The following is a 24785-nucleotide window of genomic DNA, read 5'->3' on the forward strand; positions in this document are numbered from 1 at the left end:
AACCATTTTAGCACTTCAATGTCTGACCGAATGGTGATTATCGCGCTCCAGCCGTTTGTAATTCTTTGTTTTTCTCTTTAAAGCGTTCATTATGTGAAGACACGTACGCTACTTTTTCTGCTTCTGGTTCGATGTATAGCTTTGCGCTATTGAGTGCATTGACTCCATCAACAAACGTACCGGCAATTAAACGCACTTTACTTTTATGTGTGCATAAGTCGCCAACTGCATAGACGCCAGGTAAATTGGTTTCCATCTTTTCATTGACCTCGATGAGTCCCCACTCACCTTGCTTGAGTCCCCATTCTGATAGAACGCTTAAATCACCTTTCATGCCATGGTTGACGATGACAGCATCGGTTTCGATTCGTTCGATGTCGCCTGTTTCTAAGTGCTGAATGGTGACGGCTTCAATTTTGTCACCTTGACCATGAAGCTCTGTGAGTTCATGCGGTGTGAGAATGCGAGCACTAGATGCTTTCATGTTGGCGACGTTTTTTTCATGTCCACCAAACATATCACGACGATGCACAACGGTCACACTTTCAGCAATTGGAACGAGGGCATTGGCCCAATCAACAGCTGAATCTCCGCCTCCAGAGATGACCACCCGCTTTCCTGCAAACGTCTTTAGCTCCTGCACGGTGTAATAAAGGTTTGTTACTTCATAACGGTCTGCATGCTCGATTTCAAGTTTTCGCTGAACTGGAATTCCGTGACCCATCGCTAAGATGAGGGTCTTTGTCAAATGACGATCGCCATTTTCAGCCGTCAGCAGGATATGACCATTCTCATCCCGCTCGAATTGCGTGATTTTTTGATTCAACGCAATCTCTGGTTCAAATGTTTTCGCCTGCGTTTCTAGCTGCTGAATCAGCTGTTCACCTCTTGTTGGCGGCAAACCGCCCACATCCCAAATGACTTTTTCAGGATATAAGAGGATTTTTCCGCCAAGGCTTTCGTTATACTCCAGTACCTTCGTCTTTAAATCCCGCATCCCGCTATAAAAGGCAGTGTACATTCCTGCTGGACCGCCGCCAATAATGGTGACGTCAAACAATTCAAGTTGTTCTGTCATTTGAGTCCCTCCGTTTTTTCATCGATTGATCTATTTATAAGTGATATTGATTCTCATTATCATATGTACCTATTGTAGTCTACTCTGGTGAAGGGAATCAATAGCTTTCTGCAAAAAAAGAACAGGACGAGCGCTTTCTCGTCCTGTCATCCATCACACAATCGTTAATCCAAGGTCCTTTAATTCCAGCGAAACAAGTCTTGCAATCGCATCTGCTCCTTCTTTTGTAAAGTGCGTGCGATCCTCAATGCCTGTTGACAGCATAAAGTAAGAAGTCGTTTTCTCTATGCCGGAAATTTGATAAAACTGGAGACTAACTGTATTTAAATCAACGAGAAGAACTTCTTCTTCATCGGCTAGTTCTTTCATCGCGGCACAGTAATCAGGGAAATCATTGATATATTCTCCGTCTTTTTCATGAAAGCGGCCGACAGGGGTTAATAAAAGCGGTGTAGCTCCTTTCGCTCTTGCTCCGTGAATATATTGAGACAAATAGCTTTTATACGTTGTGAAAGGATCTGTATGCCGTTCGGGCTTCTCCGTTGAAGCATCATTGTGCCCCATTTGTGTAAACAGCCAGTCCCCAGGCTGAATGTCAGCCAATATTTTATCAAGCCGTCCTTCTTCAATGAATGTTTTTGAGCTTCTTCCACCGATTGCGCGGTTGTCGACGCTCACACCCTGTGCTGTGTAGCGATGTAAAAACTCTCCCCACCCTCCTTGAACAGGACGATCTGGGTAAGATGAAACGGTTGAATCACCAGCTAAATAGATGGTTGTCATGTTCATACGCCCCCTTTTTCATTGAGCCACCTCTTCAAGAGCGATGCAGACGCTAGTGGCTACTGAAAAGATATGAAACAATCAGCATCGCTACTTCATTCATTCTCTTTTTAATGATCAAAACCCTGCTTACCGGTAGATGTGAATACGTTAAATATGCGGCGGAAGTTCTACTTTTGTCTCAACGGCTTGCTTTAACGCCTGAAGCATATAGCCAATTCCTTTATATGGAGCCAGCGGATAAATCGCTGTCTGATGAGGAAGTAATAACGGATCGATCACCTTTCGATATTTCTTTCCACCTAGTATCACTAATTCATCATATGCAGTGAGATGTTTTTCATGAAATTGCTGACTTAGTGCTTCTCTTGTTATCTGATCAGTATGCAGTGTACCAAAAGCCACATCATAATTTTCATGAATAATATCATCTGCCTTTAAGAATCCATGCTTCGCTGAAATGATTAGATAGTCTGAAAAGAACGTTCGGGCATAGCTTTTCGTACGCTGATGCAGCGGACTTAAATAAACGAGGTTCGCCGGCTGGCTCCCTGCCTCTGGATGGACGTCCCACATTTTCTTCGCCCCACATGGAATGATACAAACTCGCTTCACTTGATTTTCTCCTTCCTTCGTTGATACATCCGATACAACATACAACCTAGCGCTGTGCCAAGTGTATTTAAGAGAATATCATCAATATCGCTGCTTCTTGTAATCATACCAGATTGCGAGAATATCCATTGAAGCACTTCAATTATTGTTGACAAGAAAAAGCCAGCAAGAATCGCCTTTTGCCAGCGCAAGGTTCGGAATACTTGATAAAGAAAAAAACCAAGTGGCACAAATAACAAAATGTTCCCTGCCAAATTTAAAAAAACAAGATTGGGATAGCCATGATGATACGCATGGAGATTTTGATAAATGGACTGCAAAGGCATGAGGTTGACACTCACCTGATCCCTTGGTGCGGAAAAACGATTAGGAAAGACCGTCAAATATAATAAAACATTTGTATACATAAACAGACAGGCAAGAACGATTTCAGTTCGTAAATAGATAAATCGTTTTTGTTTTTTCGCCTGTCTGTATCTCATATGTAAATAGAGCGGGACGAGCAAGAGGAAATAAGTCATGGAAAACATCGCACTGAATGTCATACGGAGAGCTGCCCCTTTCTCACATAATGCTTGACCATATTTACAGCTTATTCAGGCCTGCCCGCATCTATTCATCACTTATTCTCCTATTCAATGACGAGAAACCCATATTGACAAATCGTCATTTTTCCGCTAAACTGACTGACATTCAGTCATTTAAGGTCGGTGATGATGTGTCGAAACGAGATAAGATTATGCTTGCTGCCATTGACGCGTTTAAAGAAAAAGGAATCGAAAAGACGACCATTTCGGATATTGTGAAAGCAGCAGGAGTAGCGCAAGGAACGTTTTATTTATATTTTCCTTCAAAGCTGTCTGTCATGCCTGCCATCGCTGAACATCTGATCGCACAGATGGTGCCTGCGATCGAAAAGGAATTAACTCAGCATGCAGATGTCCTCGATCAAGCAGATGCGCTTGTTGAATTCATTTTCGCTTTTACAAGGCAATACCGTGATGTCCTTGCCCTCACCTACTCAGGTTTAGCTGCCACCGAGCATTTAAAGGAATGGGAAGATATTTATGAACCGATTTACAAATGGGTCGCTTCTTTTTTAGAAAAGGCAAAACAGGACAAAAGAGTACGTGCGAACTTGAACTGTCAATATGCTGCGAAATTCATTATCGGTTTACTTGAATCATCAGCTGAGCAAATGTACTTATTTACAGAAACAGATACAGAAGAGGTTCTGATTCAAAAGCGAGAGGTCAAGCAATTCCTTCTTTACGCACTCGGTATAGAGACACCTTAACTTAGTACAGCACTTGCTGTACGCAGCGTGTAGACAAACCCTCGCATTCGGTGTCAGTCCTGCGCGCCGGTGCTCACGAATGTCAAATTCGCTCCGCGCCAGTGCTCGTCCTTCCTAGACTGCAAAGGTTTTCTATCACGCTGAAAAGAAGACAAAGGGCTAAAATCAAGTTCATTTTAGCCCTTTATCGACAATCTGAGTACAGCACTTGCTGTACGCTCTTTTTTGGCTTCAAAATGACGAATCGTCAGTTTTAAGGTTTAGGAGGAAATACGATGAAAAAAAGCTGGATGTATGTCGCACTCACATGTTTATTTGAATTACTTTGGGTGTTTGGTTTAAATAAAGCAGATGCTGTGTGGGAGTGGGCGATCATTATCTGCCTGATCCCGGTTGATTTTTATTTTTTAATGAAAGCTTGCGAGAAGCTACCGACAGGGACCGTGTACGCCGTGTTTGCCGGAGTTGGAACGATTGGTACGTCTTTAATGGATTATGCGCTGTTCGGCGGTTCGTTTTCATTAGAAAAGCTCTTATTTATGGGCATTTTAATTCTCGGAATTATTGGACTGAAGGTGTCTGATGGAGATGCACATGAGCAGAAAGGAGAAGCGATATAAATGGGCTGGTTTTTTGTACTGTTGGCCTCTGCCTGTGAAATTGGCGGAACCATTGGTCTCAATATGTTTAGTAAGAAAAAGCAACTCACGACAGGCATTATATTTGTCGGCGGATTTGCCTTATCCTTTTTGTTTTTGTACGCCTCGTTCTCTTCCGTTCAAGTCTCCGTTGCCTATACGGTTTGGATTGGACTTGGAACAGCGGGTTCTGTCTTGTTTAATATGATTCTATTTAAAGAGCCGAAAAACATGATTCGTATCCTCAGCTTGCTGCTGATTGTGATAGGTGTGGTTGGGCTGAAGTTGTTTGCGTAATAGAAAAAGCAATGGAATAGATTATCCATTGCTTTTTAAGTTAATTTTTATACTTTTCTTGGTACGCTTTAAATTGTTTTTCGTATTTTTTCAACTTTTCTCCATCGACTTTTGAATTTAATTTCGGTTTCCGCTTTCCAATCACCATTACATCTTTATCTACAATAGGACTTGATAAAAAGATGTATGGTGCAAAACGATCACACTTCGTATGTGGAAGGGTGACGGATAATCTAGCGTATTCTTCTGTCGGGAATTGGTTTGAAATGTCAAGTTCCTTGAGTCCCTCTAATGCCGATATTGGCTCTAAAGACTCGTCCTTCACTTTTATATTTGATAAGCACAGATATTTTAAATTCTTAAGGTACCTTAAAGGTTGAAGCGTATTTAAATTTAATGTATTCCAAATCCCGCCTGACAATTGCAACCATTCTAAATCAGTGTTTTTTTGCAAAGGAGCTATGTCATTCAACTTTGAAAAATCTGTTAAGGATAAAGATTTTAAAAAAGTGTTTTTTGATAGATCCCATAAACTTTGTGCCTTTGTATTCCATTCAAGTGACAATACCTCAACATCTTGAAGAGAACTGATGATTGATAAATCTTCTACTCTCAGTTCACGCATATAGAGCATTTTGGGATTAACTACGCTCAAGATCGTATTGAATTCCTTTTGGCCCACTTTGTAAATCCACAATTTCGTCAGGTTAGAAAAAGAGTTCAACCTTTCAATATTTTTTGTTTTTCCTGTGATTACTAACTCAGTGGCATTTTCATCTACATCGGCTAAATCATGAACAGCTTCTGGTCGTGCATCATGACGAAAAATATATTCAGGGTCTTCTTTTAACATTCTTTTACCTCCATACCTACTAATGACGGATATCTAAATGAATTTTATCAGAGTTTTTCCGAAGAAACAGGGAAAGGGATAAAATCGAGATGGTCTTCTTTGGTCCGTTTAACCACAATCCACCGATGATTACGTCTGTTTTCAATCCATTTTATAAAATCTTTTTCATTTAAAATATGGAGCAACAACATATCAACGACTTCGCTTTCACTATCCTCCATATATTCTGCACAGGTCTTGACGATAGCTCGTACTCTTTCATATAAACAAATAAAAGAACTCCAATTCATATACGAATTAGAGTCCTCATTATATGACTAATACAATTTTCCCACCTTAAAACCGAACCGGTTCATTAAAGATCTTGCTTTTTTATTTCTCGTTTAATGTGGATTATGCTGCTCAAGCAAGAAATCCATTGCGTAAATCAATTCGCCTTTTTCATCCAATAAAAAGTATACAATCAAAGGCTCTCCAAAGGACCCTGTCTGCTGCGTGAACAAAACACATGTGAATTTTTCAATACCTATCGGGATCTTTCTTCTTAATAAAGGATGAAGAATAGGCGAAATCCGAATTGTATCTATATCCACATCCCAACGTTCGTTTTTTAAAGTGGGATAATGCTCTACTAACAGTTGGTGTAACATGTCGGTCGTGAGCGTTGCTTTTCCATCAAACTCATCATCTATTATGTTGGTGTTATACATCCGACGATTGCTTATCCTTTGAAGCATTGATTCGTATTCCTTTTAAGACAAATCGTTTCTGGCCATCAAGAGTACAAGTAATCAATGTCAGTTCATTTTTCCCGCGATCCTTTAGTACATCAACATCCGTCGGTTCTATCGTAGCTGAGCTGACAATTTTGTATTCGTATGTTTCTGCTTGATGATGTAAGACGACTTTTTCTCCTTTAGGCACCTCTGGCAGCTGCCGGAAAAGCCGATCGCCTCTATACCCTCTATGGCCTGCAATCGTGAAATTTCCTTCCCCTGGCATTTGATGAGATTTGATTTGAGTCAGTGCAATACTTAAATTTTCTTTTGATGTAACAGGTAGCACTTTTTCGTTTAAATCAATTGACGGGATCTCAAGCTCCATCGTATCTCGCAGGTCTTCTTCTGACACAGTTAAATGTGGAATAGAAGAAAGGGCATCACTGTCATTTTCTTCAATCATTTTCAATGCCTGTTCCATGGCTGCTGTCTCTTGAGAAGTTCGCCACTCATATAGAAAAGGAACGGAGATGAGCATTAGTCCCGCGACCACCAAAAAGCTGCCTAATAAGGTTCTTTTTTTCATCAATACACTCGTTCCTTCCTTTTACTGAATGGTCCTTCTTCTGACTACAAGAAGAACAGTTCCAGACACTACTAGTAAAATCCCTGCATACATCAAATAACGTAGCCATTCTTCCCCAGTCTTTGGCAATTCACCGTTTGAGTCATGAGGCGGATGTTGATCCCCTTGATCTGAAGCTGGAGGATTTGTGTGGTCCACTTCATTCTTCATTGGAGCATTTTTCACAATCAATGTCTTGATCTCCACTTCGCCCATTTGAATTGTAAAAGCGAGTGGTTTTTTTAACGCTACATAACCATTTGGAGCTTTCGTCTCTGTGAGTGTATATTCACCAGGTTTAAGCCCTTTGACAATGGCTTCTCCGTCTTTTCCTGTTGTCACAGATTTGATGATTTTCCCGGCTTTTGTACGAATGTCAAAGGCTGCACCTTTTAAGGTTCTATCAGTCTGCTGGTCTACCTTTATGATACGCAGACTTCCTAAAATCAAGTGATTCTTCGCTGTTAATTGAAGAGGCTTCTGCTGATTTTTCTCAATCGTAAACCGGATCGGCTGATCATCTAATTCATAGCCATGAGGCGCTTTCGTTTCAACGAATTGATATTCTCCCGGTTTTAGATCGTTGATGTGAAGCTTTCCTTTTTGATCCGTTACAAGTGATTTCTTCAGCGTTTTCCCGTCTTTACTCTGAAGAGCAAACTCTGCGTTTTCCAGCGTGTGTCCTTCAGCATCCACTTTGGTCAGTTCCACTGCTCCCGGCGTCAGTTTGTTGATCATTTCTACTTTTGCTGGTTTGTCTTGACCTAAACGAATCGTAAATGAGACAGGTGTCTGATCCAATTCATAGCCGGCAATGCTTGCTGTTTCGACAAATTGGTAGGTTCCTGGCTTCAGTTGATCGACTGTCAGTTGACCGTTTTTGTCTGTCTTTAAGTCTTTCTTCACACGCTGACCGTGCGCATCAATCAGGTCAAAGGTCACGCCAGCGAGCAACTGACCATCCTCCCCTTTTTTCTCAAGCTTCACAGCACTTGTCGTCCGAATATTTTCTTTCGTCACTTTCACCAGTTGATTTGGATTGAAATCAATCTTGAAGTCTACTGGTTCTGCATCAAGTTGATGTCCAAAAGGAGCCTTCGTTTCAACCAATTGGTAAGCGCCTGGTTTCAAATCGTTGACAGTGATGATGCCTTTTTCGTTGGTTGTTAAACCTGACATCAATTCTTTACCATCATCATTGAAAAGTGTGAATTCTGCGCCTTTCAATCTTTCTTGTTCTTCCCCTATTTTTGTGAGTTCTACAGAACCTTTCTTGAGCTGATTGATTGCCTCCACTTGAATCAAGTCTTTTTGACCTAATTCAACTTCAAAGACAAGTGGTTTCGCACTCAATTCATAGCCTTCAAGACTCTTTCTTTCAACAAATTGATATTCCCCAGGTTTTAAACCTGTGAAGGTAATCTTTCCATCCTGATTGGTTGTAATCCCTTCTCCTCCTGCCACTATCATTCCTTTGGCATCAGATAGATCAAAGACAACCCCTTCTAATGATTTCCCATCTTCACCTTTTTTGTGTAACAGCACTCCGCCAGTTGTGCGGCTATTTTCTTTTTTCACACTGACCAGCTTCTCAGGGTTAAATGGCATAGCAAAAGTGACAGGTGTTTCGTCAAGCTCATGACCGAATGGCGCCTTCGTTTCAACAAACTGATAGGTTCCAGGTTTCAGATCGTTGACGATGATCTTCCCGTTCTCATCTGTGACAAGACCTGTTTTTATCTCTTTTCCATTTGCATCTACCAGCTTGAATTCTGCTCCTTCAAGCACATCATTCTTTTCACCGAGTTTCGTGAGCTGGACAGCTCCAGTTTTGAGATCATTGATCACTTTGATCTCTGCCGGTTTTTTTTGTGCGATTTCGATGGTAAACGGATAAGGTTTATTTTTCTTTTGGTAACCATCAATACTCTCTGTCTCCACAAGCTGATATTTGCCCGGTTTGAGGTCATCGACCAACAGCTTCCCATCTTCATCTGTTGTCAAATCTTTACGCACGACTTTGTCATTTTGATCCAAGACTTCAAATCGAACACCTTGAAGCTTCTTGCCATCTTCCCCTTCTTTCATCACTTCTAATGCACTTGTTTCATAGAGGTTCTTTTGTGAAATGATGACTGGTTCTTTTGGATCGAGTGGTACTTCAAATGTGATGGGTGTTTCATCTAATACATAACCGTCTGGTGCGTTTGTTTCGATGAGCTGATACGAACCCGGTCTTAGTTCATTGATCGTGATCTTGCCATCTTTTCCTGTGACAAGCGCACCATTTAGCTCATGCCCATCTTGATCTAAGAGCTTGAACTGTGCACCTTCTAGTCTCTCTCCGCCTTCACCTATTTTGCTCAATTCTGCAGAGCCTTTGATGATGTCATTTACTGCGGTGACAACCGTTGTTTCTGTTTGATTTTCTTTAATGGTGAACGGCCATTTTTGCTGATTTAATTGATAGCCTTTCGGTGCGTTTGTCTCAACAAAGTAATAAGAACCTGGCTCAAGATGTTTGAATAGGATTTCTCCTTTTTCATCTGTTTTCAAATGGGTTTGGACGGTATCTCCAGATTCATTTTTCAGTTCAAATTCTGCATTTTCTAATGCCGCACCCGTTTCTTTGTCTTTTTTCGTGAGCTTCACATGCTGGCGGATTTCTTGGTTTTGCACCGTCATGCTGTTTCCTATTTTCGTTTGATCTCCTGATTCGTAAGGCTGATCAATCGTGACATTGATCGGTTCCTTCGTTTTCAAATAACCATCAGGTGCTTTCTCTTCTGTCACGATATAGTCACCATACAGAAGACGATCAAATCGAAGAGCTCCTTCTTCATCTGTTGTCTTTGTTCCAATGACGATACCGCTCGCAGCATCTGTCAGAGAAAAGCTTGCTCCTTTTAGCGCTTTTCCACCACTCGCATCTACCTTTTTAATGGTTAAAGCGCCAATCGCTCCTGTGCCATCTCCCATGCCAGCGGTACGTTTGACCACAATTGAGGCTTCGGATTCCTTTTTGATTTCTTTTACATTTTCACCTCTAAACGTTACTTCGTTTTGAAGTGTACTTCCCACCTTATCTAAAATGAGAGATTGGTATTCTAAAATATAGGGTCTCGTGATTTCTTCTTTAAATTTGATTTGAAAAGAATCTGGATCGAATTCAAGGTCTAGTTCATAATCCTTCCCTTTTTCCAGCTCATCCTTTTTAGTCACTTGCCCCTTTTCATCTATTGTTGTCGAATAGAGATGAAATGAGTTTTCTATTATGGCTTGGTTACTGCTCGGATGGTCTATAATCGTCGCATCTTGGACTGTTGATTGACCAAAGTTGATATTCAGTTTCCAATCAATGACTTTCCCTTGTTGATTTCCTGATTTGCTCGTGTATTTTCCTCCATTTGGAATGGACACCACAGCATTCACGTCTGATTCTTTCGTCTTTCCATCATAAAGGGTCGCTTTATTTTCGTAGGTTTTCTGTACTAAATCCATTCCTTCAACACTTGTTTGATACGTGATTTTGTATGGGGAATCAATGGCATGTTTGAAAATGACTTCGAAGCCTGATTCTCCCTTTTCATTTTCAAGGAATTTGATGTCATAATGTTCTTTCGCTAATACCTCTTTTTCTTCCGCACCATTTTCCCCGCCTTGTAAATCAAGCGAGTAGACGATAATTGAATCTTTAAGCAAACGCTGATTTCCTTGAATGAAATCCTCGATTTTCGCCTCTTCTAGATGTTTCAAATTATAGTTCACACCGATATTCCATGTGATCTCTTTTTTCTTTGCATCATATGTTCCGTTCTTGAACCCATTTGACTGCGTGTATGTGTCAGGCGTAAAGACAGATTGATTTTCCTTCGTCAAATCCTTGCCATCTTCATTTACCCATTCAAGTTTTACATGGTTACGCAGGTTCTTTTGATCTTTATCTGCTCTTTTTTCATAATCAAAAGACGTTGTATATGTGACGGTATGTTCGGTCTTGATTTCTTTCGTAAATTGAATATCAAATCCATTTGCATGTTCAACGATTTGATAATCTGTGCCTTCTTCAAGCACTGTATTACCTGTCGTCACTTTTAAACTATCTTTTTGCAGCGTCAATCCTTCGTTTGTGAACGTATCTTTTAATATTACGTTGTTCATGGTTTGTTGATCTTTGTTGAAGGTGATATGCCATGGAATGGTCTTGTTCTTGTAATTCGGTGTTCCTTGATTTTTCGTTAGGATTTGCTGATCAATTCTTTGCTTCCCTTGTTCGCTCTCTTTGCCAGCTGTTACAGTATTGATAATGTCTTCAGCTTCGAAAATTCGCTCGGTTGCTTTTGTTTGATATGTGATCAGGTAAGCCGATTGAATTTCTTGATTGAATTGCAAGGTAAACCCGTTTTGTTCATCCTTTTTTTGAGGTTGAACCACGTAATTTTCAAATGCTTTTGTTCCTGCTTCGTTGCCGTTCTGATCAATTGTGACTTCTTTGACTTGAATTGAGTCTGATATTAGCGCCTGTGTGCCGTTAAAGAAGTCTTCTATCAAAGCATCCTTTTGAGCCAGCTTTTTTTCGTTATAGTTATACCGAATTTCCCAAGTAATCGTTTGTGTGACTGGATCGTAGTGGGCGGCTTTTTTATTTAAAGGGCTGCCTCTTGTCACATTCACGGTTCCTTCTGCTGAACTAATCACTTTATCAGCAGAGACAAGGGACGCTTTATTACGAAACGCAGACTGATCTTGATTCGTAATGTCCGTTTCATACATTAGACGGTAAGCGAGATGCACGTCATCTTTAAATTCGATCGTGAAATCTTGACCATCTGCTGTTTGGCCGATTGTGTAGTGGTTTTCGTCAAGCAGCTGACCAATCGATGTTTCACCATTTAGCTTTGTATCAACACGATAAAGCTTGATTGAATCTTTTTTTAACGCTTGACCTTCTTGAATCGGATCTAACAGTTTCGCTTGTTTCACATCATCTAAGTCCATATTAAAATCGACTGTCCATTGAATGGTTTCAGCATTGTAAGATCGATTGGGTTCTCCCTTTTTAGAGACATTTGGACCATTTGGAATGTATTGAATCGGGATCGATATCGTATCTTTGCCTTCAATCGGGGTAATCACCACTTCTTTTTCTTCAGTGATCACTGTTTTTTTATCTAATTGCGTCCACACTTGAAGTGTTCCTTGGATATTTGAATATTGTTTAATAAAATCTGTGAACTCGATGGAGGCATTTCCGCTTTCATCTACAGAAAAATAACCAATGATCGATTGATTAAATTTCATCTCGAGTCGATCGATTTTTTCGTAAATGACTAATTCCTCTGGAACCTTGAAATGGAATTCATCCCCGCCATTATAGTTATGACCATTCGGGATGGCCCACTTATAGTTAATGGAAATCAGTGAGTTGACGTCAGGCTTATCAACTGAATTACCTTCCTGATCTTCAAAAATTAATTTGGCATCAGTAAGGAGATTTTCTTGTATCTGCATTTGTTTGGAAACACTTTGCAGCCCTACACGCTTAGACACGTTCACTTTGTTTTTTAATAACTCATTTTCATCGTTTTGTGTCTTTTGAGCAGTTTCTTGATTGTTAGCAGCTTTGTCTTTCTCCGATGAGGTTGAATCATCTTTTAAAAGATTTTCTTCACGCTCGTTTTGCTTTGTTTTCTCTTTTTTCTCAGCTATACTGGTGACGTCAATATCTATAGATCCTTCTAAATTCGGATCAAGCTCAATATCCTCATTGAATGTGACCGTCACTTCATTTTGTTTCGAAACGGTATACTCACCAACAGGTATGTCATTGACAGTAATGAGTTCTTTCTGCTCCTTCTCTACCTGCATGACTGAAGGAAGAGAGAGAATATACGGATATTGCTTTTTGAGATCAATTCCTTTAATAGACCAATGCACAATGGCCTTTCTAACTTGCTGATCTTCTATGTTTGATAACTTGTTGCCTTCGCTATCAGCAAACTCAATATTCCCATAGATATTCTCTTGAATGTCTTTAGCTTGTGCCCCTGCTAAAGGCAAGATTCCTAATATACTAGACTGTATGACTAACACGGTCATCAGTGCCACCGATAATATTCTTTTCAATACATCCACCCTTTTCTACAATTATTTTTCAACAACGATTAAAAAATCATTTGTATACTGTCTGATCAATCACTCCGCTTCTGATCAAATTTTTCTAAAAATTGCATCTTAAGACCCTATGAATAAAATGAGTTGATCAACCATGAGTTTGAAAGGTCATCATGAGTAGTAGATATAGTAGCTGGATAGGGGTCTATAGCAATGGGGAATAGTGAGAGGGAACATGAAAAGAATAAATGTGAATTTTTCTATTTATACTGGAACGAACAACAAATGATTAGTACATGCATATATAAGCATATATTCACATATAGAACGTTCATATAAAACAAGCATGACTCATATGGTATGTATGGTGAGATAGTTCAGCATCATATAGATCGCATTCCTTCTACTCCCTTCCATATGGTAATCAAAAAGCCGATGCTTTTTATTCTTACATTTACCGTTTGAGCAGCAAAAAAATAAACAAAATATCTAAAATGATCCATTTTTATAGGATTCTTGGCATATTTATCACCTTTCAATAGAAAAATATGGAGAATCAGGGCATAACATTTGTTTTCGTCTAATTTTTTTCTCTTTTATCATGAAAAGTGAAGACAAAACGATTTAGCCTAAACATTACAATCATTTCATGCCTATTTTGAGAATCAAATGTTCTTTAAGTGAACTTCATAATATAGAGGCAAGCTAAAGGAAGGAGTTAGTTGTTTGATGGAGCTCATTGATAATAAATCAAAGAGATGGATAAACATTTTAAAATTGCTTGTATCCAAAAATAAGTGGTGGAGCCTTCAAGAGATATCGAATGAACGTATCGGCTCGGTTCGTGCGATTCAAAGCGATTTAGAACAAATGAAATCGTTCCAAACAGAGAATGGAGAACCGTTAATCCACATAAAGCCAAGACAAGGCATATCCATTTGTAATACGCAGACGATACGCGTGGATTACTATATCAAAGAAATTCTAAAGGATACGATTGAAATTCGATTGATTGACGGCATTTTTTTTGAAGAAAACAGATCTTTCTATGAATGGATGGAAACGCTGAATATCAGTAGATCCACATTGTATAACACGATTCATAAAATCAACTCGATCCTTACATCCTATGACATCGAGTTACGCCCAGATAGTATGCAGTTTCATGGAAATGAGAAGGAGATTCGTCAATTCTTTGTTGAATTTTTATTTGAAGTGTATGGAAGCCGCCTTTGGCCATTTGATGATATTCAAAAACAAGACGCAGTGAATTTATTACAAGAACTATTTCAGGTGCTCGAAGTCAATGTACCAGATGTCGCGATAGATAAATACTGCCTGTGGCTCGGCGTTTCCATTCACCGAATGCGAAAAGGTTTTACAATCAGCCGTAAATATACATACTCAATGAATGAAGAAAAACAAACCTCTACAGCTAAAGGAATCTATGATCAAATTAGAAGATGGGAAGAGCACATCTGCCGAATGGCCAAAGACGTATTTGATGTGACGCTGGATCATCATGAATTTGTCTTTTTGCTATTGATCGAACCAGCTATTGGACACTTTAAATCAATTGAGTCTGTCGAAGAAAAATTGACGTTCTTTCAGTCGCATACACCACGCCTCTATGATGCCATTCATTCATTTATCACCCAGTTGGAGTCGATTTTTCATCAAGAAATAGCGAATCGTAAGGTGATGACACTCGTTCTTCTCCAATATTATGTGTATTCCAATGAAATTACCGTGAGAGATGGATTCCTTTTCAAAAAGAAATCGAGCTATTTATCAGAGGTGAAAAAACAGTTTCCCTACTTCTATTCGAGGATTAGTCATATCATCCAAGAGTTAAAAACAGACGATATCCTCGCTTCTTTTGTGAAAAATGAACGGGAATTGATTCGTATCATTACATCTTCCTGGAGAGGACTTGTTCATTTGGAGATGGAACGGAGAAACGTGCTGAACATTTTTGTTACTTCAACATTAGGTTATTATCATAGTTTGTTTATTGCTGATTTAATTAAATTAAGTGTGCCTCCTCTCATTCACATTTTCACAAGTCCAGAAAATACGTTAAATGATGTCACGATGGATCAACTTGGGATTGATATGATTGTGACCGATACTGAGCTTCCTCTTCAGTTCGTTCGATCTACGCTGCTGATCAGCTCTTTTCCAACAAAAAAAGAATTGGACAACTTGCACCGCAGATTGGTTGATATGACAAACTGATGTTCATCATAAAAAAAGCTGCTGAGACAAGCTCAAGCAGCTTTTTGGTTCTGTATTAATGAAGCACGATTTGTTCATTCATCAAATCAATGGCGTAAAGCGATTGCCCATATTCATCTAATAGAAGGTATACTTTGAGCGGGGCAGTGGTTTGATCTGTTTGCTGCGTGAATAGGACACAAGTGAATTTTTCAATCCCATCTGGCAGCTTGCTTTTCAGAAAAGGATGAAGAATAGGAGAGATTCGAAGGGTATCAACATCTTTTAGCCAAAGCTCATCTTGTAACGCAGGATAATGGTCAACCAAAAACTGACGAAACACTTCCAATGTACTCAAGGTAGATATCCTCACTTTCTTCTAACTTGGCTTCAAACTCACCTAAAAACAAACGGAACCAACTCATCATATGATCTCGGTACACGTATTTTCGCATACGGCTTGAGACATGATCATTCACTTTTTAGACTTGATACTGTAGATCAACTGTACTGTCACGAATGTTTAATATGTATAACGTTTCCTATGTCTTCTCATTGACTCCACCACGAATCCAAACAATGGACCTATGATCATATTCTTACCTGTTTTCTTTCGTGATGAAACGACAACTTCCTGCTACAATATTCCATTTTTCTGCAAAAAAGAGGGAGATGGGACAAAAAAAGAACAGCACTGACTGTTCTTTCAATAGCGTAAAGTGCCAATTCAAATATCTTGTAAAGGAATGACTTCCCCGCTCACTGCATCCACTCCATCATGACAATCTAGTTTTCCACATAAGACATACTGCTTTTCTGTAAAATCATATACATAGATGGGGGTCAGCTCTAACCGATCTTTTAATTTTTCGAAGGCTTCTTGTTTTGTCAGGGTGATTTCGCCAGGGGGGTGGAGTTCATCCAACATGCCACACTCCTTAAACATTTCTTTTCTATCTATGTAATTAACGGCTTCAAATGTAAGGGCATCAATGAATATCAAGATTTTATCTGTAAGCAAGCTTTTCTCTTGTCTATTTGCTTTTACTGTTGCATGAATGTAATGATCACGATGAAGAGAAATGCAAACCCATTTTCCGGTGTCGTTAGGATATTCCTGACTCAACAATTTTTGAACTGCTTTCAAACACTTATCTTTTTCTTCCTCTGTTATGGGCATTGTATCTGGTGAGGGTTCAATTGAAAAGGCTTGATCATCTGAGATGTCTTCTTGAATATTTAATTCCTTTCTTACAAAAGGTTCAGTTATTGGTTCATCCCATTTGATGATTTGGTTGATATTGAGACATTGATGTTCCTGTATCGTACCTTCAAACGGGAGGATTCCGGTTCCATCATTCTTTACATACACTTCTTCTAACGCATAAATTGGACGAATTTTATTCTGATCAAAGGAAGGCCATTCGATTCGTTGCACTTGCTGAACGGCTAAGCTTTCAATCTTCTCAATGAGCAACGTATATTTTTCAGCCCTGTACTTTTTTATAGAAACAAATGGGCCGTGAAGAACAAAGTAAATGAGTTGTCCATGTTCATCCCATTTCACATCAATCATGCCCGAAGGGGTCACTGGTACACCAGCAATTTTTTCCTCAAAAATAAGCTCCCCTTTTTCCTCCTTATGCAAGTGAAAGTGCTCTCCATATATCAACCCTGTTTCTTGTTCAATCCATTTGATGGCGTCATTCTGACCGCTATCAAAGCACACACCCTCCTTTGCATATGTTTTACCCATGACAAAAACAGCACTCTCAACCTTTCCTGTATTCAAATTCACTTCTATCACGGCTGTGCCATCCGGGTTTAAATCTTCGTCCACAGGTGCCGTTTGATGTGGAGGAAACCATTCCATACACAATTTATAAATTGTTTCATTAAACATATTCACATTTCGGTAATACTCGTAGTTTTTTAAACAATAATCATCTAAGCCGAACTTCTTTCTTGTATCATCTATTAGATGCTGTAGAGTTTCATTCATTTGTTTCACCTCAATCTGTTAAGTGATTATCTTATGGAAGGACGAATATGACGATAAAGCCGAATAGGATGATGATGGTCAAGAAACCTAAAGCCATTGCCATCATATTTGACTCTTTTGTATAACCTTTTAATTCGTGTTTCTCAGTAGATCGATCGATTTTTCTAATTCGAAAAAGCATACTTACATTGATAAGAGCTAAAGAAATAACCAAGAAGAAAATGAGAAAAATAGGTTCTATGTCAAAGAATGGATTCGGTATATTTTGAATATTAAACGACTGAAAGAACATAAGTCCACTCAATATCAATTTCCAAATATTCTCCATCTTTTTTTCTTTGTACCATTCTTTACCCAGTTTCTCCTTTTCATAAATAGCTACCTGCTCGAAAAGAGGAATGAAAGACTTTGTTGTTCCTTTTTTGATAAAGCCCAATACACCTTGAAAAAGCATTAGAATGCCTAAACAAAAAAAGAAATGTGTAAATCGTATTTCAGAAATTTGAATAATCATAAAAAAGATCACCATCATGATGCCAAATATTAAATTAGACGCTGCTATTTGTTTTATTCGCATCTTTTTTAATACAGCTTGTTCCATACTATACTCCTCCCCGTTCAAATGGTTTGATAATCGCTCTATCTGTACTACGTTTTTATCGGAAAAATGTTTCAATATTTTTCCTTTCTATTGTGAATTTGGTTTTTCACACACGAAAAAAGTAAAGAGTAATTCCCTTTACTTTTTCGCTTGCCTCTATGGGTTTAGTCCTATTCTCAAACCGCTGAATTGACTGCTTACTCATTTTCATGGACTGTCTAATCAGTTGATATTAGTGTTTAAAAATTCCCCTTCACAATCGTTCTTTTGGCTTTCTTGACAATTCTGCTAGTTGCTTTTGTATCAGAATCTTTTAACCACTGTTCACACAGGTTTATGACCCAATTTGGTTGTGTTTTACTAGCGTCATTGAGCCAGTTTCCTACAGAATCTTGAACATATGTTGATGGATCAGATTTGAGCAAGTCTAGAATAGGCTGTGCCCTCATTGGCTCTTGTTTTAATGACTCAATATGCTTTGTCCAAACACCTCTTGGGCGAATAGCTTCTACTGAGAATCGGCGAATATTTTCATCATTACTTTTAGCCCATGCTGTTAAATGTTCTATACTTTGATCGAGCTGATCCGTTAGGCTTTCTCTCACTGACATCCACGCAATTTCTCGAACTCCAAAATGAGGATCAGCTGCAAATGGTTGAATGTACGCCAATTTCTCTTCCAAAGTTGATAAACGGGGTTTGTTCATATAAGCAGCCCAACAGCGGACGCTATCAGATACATGGTGAGTAAACGCCTGTAGCACTTCCGCTTGTTTTTCCCCATTCTCTTTCTGCAACACTTCATCTAACAATTGACCGATGAGACGAATTGCTTTCATTCCAGACTCAGCCTTTTGTTGAGTGACATCAGATGATACATCGTCTAAATGATGGTCTAAACCAACGGATGGCAAAACATGATGTAATAACGTCAGATGATTGACAGCCAGCCATTCAGTTAAATTCACACTCTCTATTTTTCCTTGATTCAAAAGGAACAAGACGTCATGAGGGATATCAGTCCCCTTTCGAGCACCTTTTCGATTGATGATCTCTTCGCTGATTTGCATTTATTTTCTCTCCTCATCTAGTGGTTCTTTTGTTTGATATTCATCGTTTTTAAAAGAAATATATGAATGCCTTCAATCTTTGGATATTGCCCCCTATTGTATCAAATAAACAACTTTACTGGTGCATTCTTCAAACCAAAAAGGAACTACCCGAAATAAGTAGTCCCTTCCATACAAAATTGAATTTAAGTTAGCTTCCTTGCTCGATCACCTTCAAACGCATATGTTGAGAAAATCGGTCAAACGCCACCATGAGAATGGTCATGAGTAACGCAAGGAAAACCGTACCGGCGCTGAGCCAACTTAGGTTCAATACAGAGGTTCCGTTTAACACAATCCCCCCTACCCCCGAGCCTAAAGCAAATCCGAATTGAATAAATGATGTATTGACACTTAATGCAATATCAGGAGATTTCGGAACAAGGGTTACAAGATATAGCTGCTGAGCTGGTGATGTACTCCATGTTGCGATCATCCATATCATGATAACAGCCACCATGACCACGAGATTCCCTGTGACAAATGCTAGTAGCATGAGCATCATGATTTGCAAGATGATGCCAGAAAAAATCGTGAAGATGGGTCCTTTTTTATCTGCTGCCATCCCTCCAAGGCTTGATCCCAAAAAGCTGCATATTCCCGCTAGTAATAAAATGCCACTGATTTCTGTGATGCTTAGGTTGGCTGATTTTTGGAGGAAAGGCGTTAAATAGGTAAATAAAGTCGAATATCCCCCTACATAGAATAACGTGACTGCCACTGCAAGCAATATTCGCTTGTCTTTTAAAATCGATAATTGCATACGAAGCGTCACCGGTTCTTGTTCTTTCATAGAAGGGATCCGCCTATACACCACAATTAGCGGAATAAGCGTGATCACTCCAATGGCTGCGAATAATGCTTTCCATCCGATCATACTGCTTAGAAATGTCCCGATTGGAACGCCTAAAACCAAGGAGCTGCTTAATCCCATTAAAATGATGCCAATCGCTGTTCCTCTTTTTTCTCGTTCCACAAGACGAGTTGCCACAGCCATTGCCACTACAATCGCCGTTCCCCCACTGATTCCTTGTAAAATTCTTGTGATCATGACCATTTCAAACGAATGGCTGATACTTGTGATAAAGTTACTTAAAATAAAAATGATCAGCGCCCATGTTAATATTTTTCTGCGGTCCATATTGATGGTTAGTGCAATGACAATCGGTGCGCCGATTGCGGCCGAAAGTGCTAAAGATGTGACCAATAAGCCAGCAGTAGACGTTGTGACATGTAAATCATGTGCGACCATTTGAATAATGCCAGTAATGATGTATTCGATCGTTCCGATTAAAAAAGCTGCTAAAGCAAGTAAATAGACAACGGTTTTATTTTTCATCGTGACGTTTCTCCTTTGGGCCATGTTTACGATTTGATTTCATTTTTAATAGGAATTTGAATTTCAATGAGTCTGCCTTCTTCATTTTCTGACAATGGGTAATAGATTTCTCGGCCCGGCTGATCATCTTTCACGCGGTATCCGTTATGTTCGATCCATGTCGCCAGGTCAACACAAGCAGTTTGTGCGGATGGAGAATGTGAATGAAATAAGAGTGTCGCCATGGTGTCTTCTGCAGGTAACGTACGAATTGTCATTCCCTGAGGAAGCGAGCACCTGAACGATTTGACGGAATACCCCACCTCAAATTCGAACTCACTTTCTTTATCCAGTGATTCTCTCCATAGCACCACTTGCGGTCCCGAGATCGATTCTTGTTGATGTTTATGTAATAAATGATGAAACATTTGAAAGAATGAAGGGATTTCTTCAACAGTTCCGTTGGATTGAAAAGACATGATGCGTTTGCTTTCAACCGATTTGATGATGACCTCCTGTTCTTTTTCAACACACCCCTCTCGTTTGATGAGGTGCATCCGCTCCTTAATACGCGCTAATTTCTGTTGTTCTCTTTCGATCAATTGCTGAATCTCACTCTCTTTCAAGAGAAACATGCCCTGAATTTGCTCTACCGAAATATCTTCACGAAGAAGCTGCCCCATTTGTTTTAACGTAAAGCCTAATTCCTTATAGAGAAAAATTCGATTGACCTCAAGCAGCTGCTCAGCTGAGTAATAACGGTATCCCGAATCTTGATCGATCTGTTTAGGTTTTAATAAATCGATCTGGTCATAGTACCTTAAGGTTTTGACAGGGACTTTACTTAACATAGAAAAATCGCCAATCTTGAACATCCTGATCTCCTCCGATTTGTTGATCTGATCACAGTATAAACCTTTCAGTAAAGGGGAAAGTCAATAGAAGATTTTAAAATACAATTTATTCGCATATAAAAAAGCCCTATCTCAAATAGGGCTCGTTGTTTGATGAATTTTATTTGTCCTCCAAAATATGTTTAGCCGCTTCTAGTGCTGAAGCTGCTTTAGGCCATCCGATATAAAAACTAAGATGAGTGATGACTTCAATCAATTCGTTCTTCGTGACACCATTTTCTTTGGCAAGATGTAAATGGTATTCCAGCTGATTCAGACTGCCCGTACTTACTAAAGCTGAGACTGTAATCATACTGCGATCTCTAAGAGAAAGTTCCTCCCTTCTCCATAAATCTCCAAAGAGAACTTTTTCTGAATACTCAACAAATGCTGGAGCAAAATCTCCGAGAGTGAATTTTACAGTTTGCTTGATTGGTTGATGCATAGCTATTTCCCCTTTCAATCGTTCCGTTACTTGATCATCTGCGCAAGCCCTTCTCCAAAGGACCAATTTTCCAAGCCTGTCTCAATCAGCATAATGAATACATTTTCTTTTGATATATGGAGTTTGTTATACAACTGGTCAGCTATTTCCTTATATAAAGATTGCTTCTGTCCCTCGGTTCTTCCTGAACCACATGTAATTTGGATATATAAAAGACAATGATCTCTTTCATGACGAACAAGATAATGGGGATCATAAAAAAATTCTTCTTTCTTATGTGAACTGAATACCTGAAAGTAGTCTTTTTTAGGAACTTGAAATTCTTTTATCAGAGCCTTCATGATCGTTTGGCTAATAGAAGTTAAGCTTTCTTTATCGTACTCATCTTCCATATAATTGACTTTTACAAATGGCATGTATGTCATCTCCCTTTTTCTGTCTCACTTCATTTTACATCCCAATACTCGTTTTATATAATTGAATAATATATAAAAACGTATTCATATATCGAATGGAGAATATTAGAAATGGACCTAAAAGAGTTAAAAGCATTTCAAGCCGTGATTCAGGAAGGGACCTTCTCAAAAGCCGCTCAAAAATTGAATTATGCACAGTCGACCATAACGAATCAGATTAAACGATTAGAAAAGGAGTTAGGATTTCAATTGTTTGTAAGAGGATGGGAGGCTGAATTAACCCCTTCAGGACAATTGTTTGCCAAAGAGATTGATCAGTTGATACTCCATTGGCATTTTGTATTAGAGCAATCACAAAAACTCCAAAAAGAAGAAATCGGAACCTTGAATATAGGCGTCATAGAACCAATTGCTGTCTCTATTCTTCCTTCCGTCCTTCAAACATTCAGAAAGCAAAAACCGAATATCACATGCCACTTTATCATCGGTAATACAGATTTCCTTCACAAGCAGCTCCTCCAGGGGGAGATCGATTTTGCTATTGCAGGGGAACCTGTGATGAACACACTTCCGTTTGAGGAGTTGTACAAGGAGGAAATGTCTTTTATTATTGCAAAACAGCAGGCAGATCAAGTTGGAACGATCTCATTGATCAAGGAACTTTATGAACAGCCTCTGATCATAGGCGGGGAAAGTTGTTTATATCACATGAAGTTACAAAAGGAACTTTCAAGAATAAATGTGGAGCCCTTCACTTATACCGTCAGCCAGATTTCAGCCATTCCATCATTTCTAAAGGGATTTCCCTCTGTCGGCGTCGTCCTTTCCTCTACCCCATTGTCAGACGAGTTTGTGAAAGTTCCAATTGAAATGGAGGACCCTTTTATCCCGATAGGAGTCTTAACTCATAAGGACCCCCATCTCTCTCTGGAAAACACCAAGCAGCTGCTGCTTAATCTATTTCGTCAAGGAGCGGAGCAATTCACATGCTCGTGATCTCGTATCAAAAACAATAAACCTAGCTTTCATACATCTAGGTTTTTTAATCTTTCAAGCCATTTCAAGATCGCTCCACTTTTAAAGAAATTGAATATGGCTCCCTCACTAAATCGCTCAGCTCTCAAAACCCCCATGATGAGAGCAAGTACACACTGTGCATTTAAATTTGAGATGTCCACATGCTCCATATCGTTCGTTCCCCATTCAATGCCATTTTCTTTGAGGATTTCTCTATAGTGGGTAAGTTCCATTTCTTGATGCTGTTCTGCAAAGGTATAGACATCTTCAATAAAGCGTTGGACCGTTTCTGAATAATTCACAAAAGGCATCTGGATTGGGCGTTCAGCTGTTCCATCATTTTCTTGATCGATCACCCATTCTCCGATATGATCCTCCTGAAGCTTCGGTATGTATTTTGTCAGAATCTCAAATTGACTCATCGTTATCCTCCTCTATTTTTTTAGAATGCTTTCAAGTCCGACAATAATAAAAGGAAACATTTTCAGGCCATGTATCGTGCATACAGGAATGACATTAGTTCAGAATTAAGCTGGAGCCTTCAAATAGATCGAAGGCTCCATTTCCAACTAAATTGCTTTAGCTAAAATAATAAATCGGTGTTGTTTTGCGTCAAAATAACCCCTTTGTTCAATGGTTTTATGAATGGTGTATAATTCATCCTTGAAATTACTTATTTCAAAACCTGGCACTTGCCAAGGAATTGCTTTTAGATAATACACCAATGCTCCGATATCATAAAATCTTAGAATGGGGAACTCTTCAGCACTTTTCAACACCTCAAAATGATTCTCCTGTATCTCTTTTAAAGCTAGCTTTAAGTTCCAATCAATAAATTCTTCATTTATTGGTACCCTTAGATTCTCATTAATCTCTATGCAATCGAGTCCACCGACTTGTTGAGTTAGAAAAATACCTTCTTTCGAGATAATTCTTCTCACCTCTTGAGATGAAAATGACTCATGTTGATTGATGATAAGATTAAATTTTCCAGTCTCAAACGGCAAATTTTCATCATTAGAAATTTGAACTACCTTAACTCCTAAAGGGGTTAATCGTTCTTTTGCGACAGGTACATTAGGTAAGTAACCTTCTGTAGCATAAACTGATGTTGGAAAAGGTCTTAATTTTGATAAAAACTCTCCACCACCTGTTCCCATGTCCAGCATTGATTTTGCACTTTGAACAAGAGAAGTAGCTATACTACCATATGACCATGAAAGCAACTCACTTTTCATTCTTCCAGTTTCAGATATGAATGAGAAATCCCACCCAACAAAAGGTTCATCTGCTTGTTTTATAAATGAAGAAAACTGTTTGTCATTCATCATAATCCCTCCAATTATCATTTTGCAGTTTTAATGATTAAATAATAGGTGGGCCTCTTACGAATATATAAAGTTGTTATATTTCATGTTCTTTTAGTCTCATATTCAATAACTCCCTGTAAGAATCTTGATTTTTGACATTCATTCCAAAATTCATTCAACTGATATTTGAGTAAGACATGATTTTGTTTGAGAATCGAGAGTTCATGATGGATGTCTCATTATAGAGGTCTAAGTACAATGATAGAAGAGAATACGAAAAAAGAGCTTAGGAAAAAATAGATTGTTAGTTAAAGTAAAACCCCTCCTGTTGGAAGGGTTTTTTCATTTAGTTACTGCCTTTTCTATTGCTGTTTTCGGTCCACCAATTTCGTCTGCTGTGGGTCCATATATAGTTGGAATCGTTTGAATGCATTTTGG

Annotated in this window: 23 protein-coding genes; 5 read left to right on the forward strand and 18 right to left on the reverse strand. The window is 39.0% G+C overall.

All coding sequences use genetic code 11. The features are described 5' to 3' along the window. Positions 1-37 precede the first annotated feature (37 nt). The 4 genes from LCD32_RS02015 to LCD32_RS02030 form a co-directional block, all read right to left on the reverse strand. Complete coding sequence (locus LCD32_RS02015; RefSeq protein ID WP_007496663.1) at positions 38-1078, reverse strand: NAD(P)/FAD-dependent oxidoreductase; 1041 nt, start codon at positions 1076-1078, stop codon at positions 38-40. 153 nt (positions 1079-1231) lie between these two features. Next, positions 1232-1861: a rhamnogalacturonan acetylesterase gene (locus LCD32_RS02020; protein ID WP_017358823.1), complete on the reverse strand. Its 630-nt coding sequence runs from the start codon at positions 1859-1861 to the stop codon at positions 1232-1234. Between the two features lie 150 nt (positions 1862-2011). Next, on the reverse strand, positions 2012-2476 hold the full coding sequence (locus LCD32_RS02025; RefSeq protein WP_017366857.1) for a DUF6884 domain-containing protein: 465 nt from the start codon (positions 2474-2476) through the stop codon (positions 2012-2014). Further along, positions 2473-3021 carry a VanZ family protein gene (locus LCD32_RS02030; protein ID WP_017366856.1) on the reverse strand — a complete coding sequence of 183 codons (549 nt, stop codon included), beginning with the start codon at positions 3019-3021 and terminating at the stop codon, positions 2473-2475. The genes LCD32_RS02025 and LCD32_RS02030 overlap by 4 nt, the downstream gene beginning before the upstream one ends. A 194-nt stretch (positions 3022-3215) precedes the next feature. Here LCD32_RS02030 and LCD32_RS02035 point away from each other — a divergent pair, with 194 nt between their 5' ends. From LCD32_RS02035 to LCD32_RS02045, 3 genes are all read left to right on the forward strand, one after another. Then, a complete protein-coding gene (locus tag LCD32_RS02035; protein ID WP_046344945.1) occupies positions 3216-3773 on the forward strand; it encodes a TetR family transcriptional regulator in 558 nt (185 codons plus the stop codon). Positions 3774-4048: 275 nt separating this feature from the next. Continuing rightward, positions 4049-4393 (forward strand): DMT family transporter, encoded by a 345-nt coding sequence (locus LCD32_RS02040; protein WP_017366854.1) that lies wholly within the window; start codon positions 4049-4051, stop codon positions 4391-4393. Beyond that, on the forward strand, positions 4394-4708 hold the full coding sequence (locus LCD32_RS02045; protein WP_017358818.1) for a DMT family transporter: 315 nt from the start codon (positions 4394-4396) through the stop codon (positions 4706-4708). A 40-nt stretch (positions 4709-4748) separates the two neighbouring features. Here the strand turns inward: LCD32_RS02045 and LCD32_RS02050 are convergent, their stop codons facing one another. From LCD32_RS02050 to LCD32_RS02065, 4 genes are all read right to left on the reverse strand, one after another. After that, positions 4749-5561, reverse strand: a complete 813-nt coding sequence (locus LCD32_RS02050; RefSeq protein ID WP_046342976.1) for a hypothetical protein — start codon at positions 5559-5561, stop codon at positions 4749-4751. 383 nt (positions 5562-5944) lie between these two features. After that, a complete protein-coding gene (locus LCD32_RS02055; protein ID WP_060780888.1) occupies positions 5945-6271 on the reverse strand; it encodes a hypothetical protein in 327 nt (108 codons plus the stop codon). Further along, complete coding sequence (locus LCD32_RS02060; protein WP_060781624.1) at positions 6264-6866, reverse strand: class D sortase; 603 nt, start codon at positions 6864-6866, stop codon at positions 6264-6266. Before LCD32_RS02060 ends, LCD32_RS02055 begins: the two co-directional genes overlap by 8 nt. A gap of 21 nt (positions 6867-6887) precedes the next feature. Continuing rightward, positions 6888-13031 (reverse strand): SpaA isopeptide-forming pilin-related protein, encoded by a 6144-nt coding sequence (locus tag LCD32_RS02065; protein ID WP_224562623.1) that lies wholly within the window; start codon positions 13029-13031, stop codon positions 6888-6890. A gap of 717 nt (positions 13032-13748) precedes the next feature. On the opposite strand from LCD32_RS02065, the gene LCD32_RS02070 reads away from it, so the two are divergent. Continuing rightward, entirely contained in the window at positions 13749-15257 is a 1509-nt protein-coding gene (locus tag LCD32_RS02070) for a helix-turn-helix domain-containing protein (RefSeq protein ID WP_060780886.1), read from the forward strand. Between the two features lie 55 nt (positions 15258-15312). Here LCD32_RS02070 and LCD32_RS02075 read toward each other — a convergent pair whose 3' ends face one another. From LCD32_RS02075 to LCD32_RS02110, 8 genes are all read right to left on the reverse strand, one after another. Then, complete coding sequence (locus LCD32_RS02075) at positions 15313-15594, reverse strand: hypothetical protein (protein WP_017366847.1); 282 nt, start codon at positions 15592-15594, stop codon at positions 15313-15315. Positions 15595-15963: 369 nt separating this feature from the next. Further along, positions 15964-17238: a hypothetical protein gene (locus LCD32_RS02080; RefSeq protein WP_046526912.1), complete on the reverse strand. Its 1275-nt coding sequence runs from the start codon at positions 17236-17238 to the stop codon at positions 15964-15966. Between the two features lie 31 nt (positions 17239-17269). Next, positions 17270-17839: a hypothetical protein gene (locus LCD32_RS02085; RefSeq protein ID WP_046526911.1), complete on the reverse strand. Its 570-nt coding sequence runs from the start codon at positions 17837-17839 to the stop codon at positions 17270-17272. 239 nt (positions 17840-18078) lie between these two features. After that, positions 18079-18909, reverse strand: a complete 831-nt coding sequence (locus LCD32_RS02090) for a DNA alkylation repair protein (RefSeq protein WP_046526910.1) — start codon at positions 18907-18909, stop codon at positions 18079-18081. 190 nt (positions 18910-19099) lie between these two features. After that, entirely contained in the window at positions 19100-20287 is a 1188-nt protein-coding gene (locus LCD32_RS02095) for an MFS transporter (protein WP_046526909.1), read from the reverse strand. 26 nt (positions 20288-20313) lie between these two features. Further along, positions 20314-21141, reverse strand: a complete 828-nt coding sequence (locus LCD32_RS02100; RefSeq protein WP_046526908.1) for a MerR family transcriptional regulator — start codon at positions 21139-21141, stop codon at positions 20314-20316. Between the two features lie 139 nt (positions 21142-21280). Beyond that, positions 21281-21604, reverse strand: coding sequence for a carboxymuconolactone decarboxylase family protein (locus LCD32_RS02105; protein WP_046526907.1), 324 nt, complete (start codon positions 21602-21604; stop codon positions 21281-21283). Positions 21605-21630: 26 nt separating this feature from the next. Beyond that, positions 21631-22020 (reverse strand): tautomerase family protein, encoded by a 390-nt coding sequence (locus tag LCD32_RS02110; RefSeq protein WP_046526906.1) that lies wholly within the window; start codon positions 22018-22020, stop codon positions 21631-21633. Positions 22021-22131: 111 nt separating this feature from the next. On the opposite strand from LCD32_RS02110, the gene LCD32_RS02115 reads away from it, so the two are divergent. Next, complete coding sequence (locus LCD32_RS02115) at positions 22132-23016, forward strand: LysR family transcriptional regulator (protein ID WP_046526905.1); 885 nt, start codon at positions 22132-22134, stop codon at positions 23014-23016. Positions 23017-23045: 29 nt separating this feature from the next. On the opposite strand, the gene LCD32_RS02120 is transcribed toward LCD32_RS02115, so the two are convergent. Continuing rightward, positions 23046-23459 carry a DUF6508 domain-containing protein gene (locus tag LCD32_RS02120; RefSeq protein WP_046526904.1) on the reverse strand — a complete coding sequence of 138 codons (414 nt, stop codon included), beginning with the start codon at positions 23457-23459 and terminating at the stop codon, positions 23046-23048. A gap of 147 nt (positions 23460-23606) precedes the next feature. Continuing rightward, entirely contained in the window at positions 23607-24368 is a 762-nt protein-coding gene (locus LCD32_RS02125) for a methyltransferase domain-containing protein (protein WP_377863175.1), read from the reverse strand. Positions 24369-24785 lie beyond the last annotated feature (417 nt).

Origin of the sequence: Bacillus sp. RSS_NA_20, assembly GCF_020165915.1 — a bacterium.
Taxonomy (GTDB): Bacteria; Bacillota; Bacilli; order Bacillales; family Bacillaceae; genus Bacillus; species Bacillus altitudinis.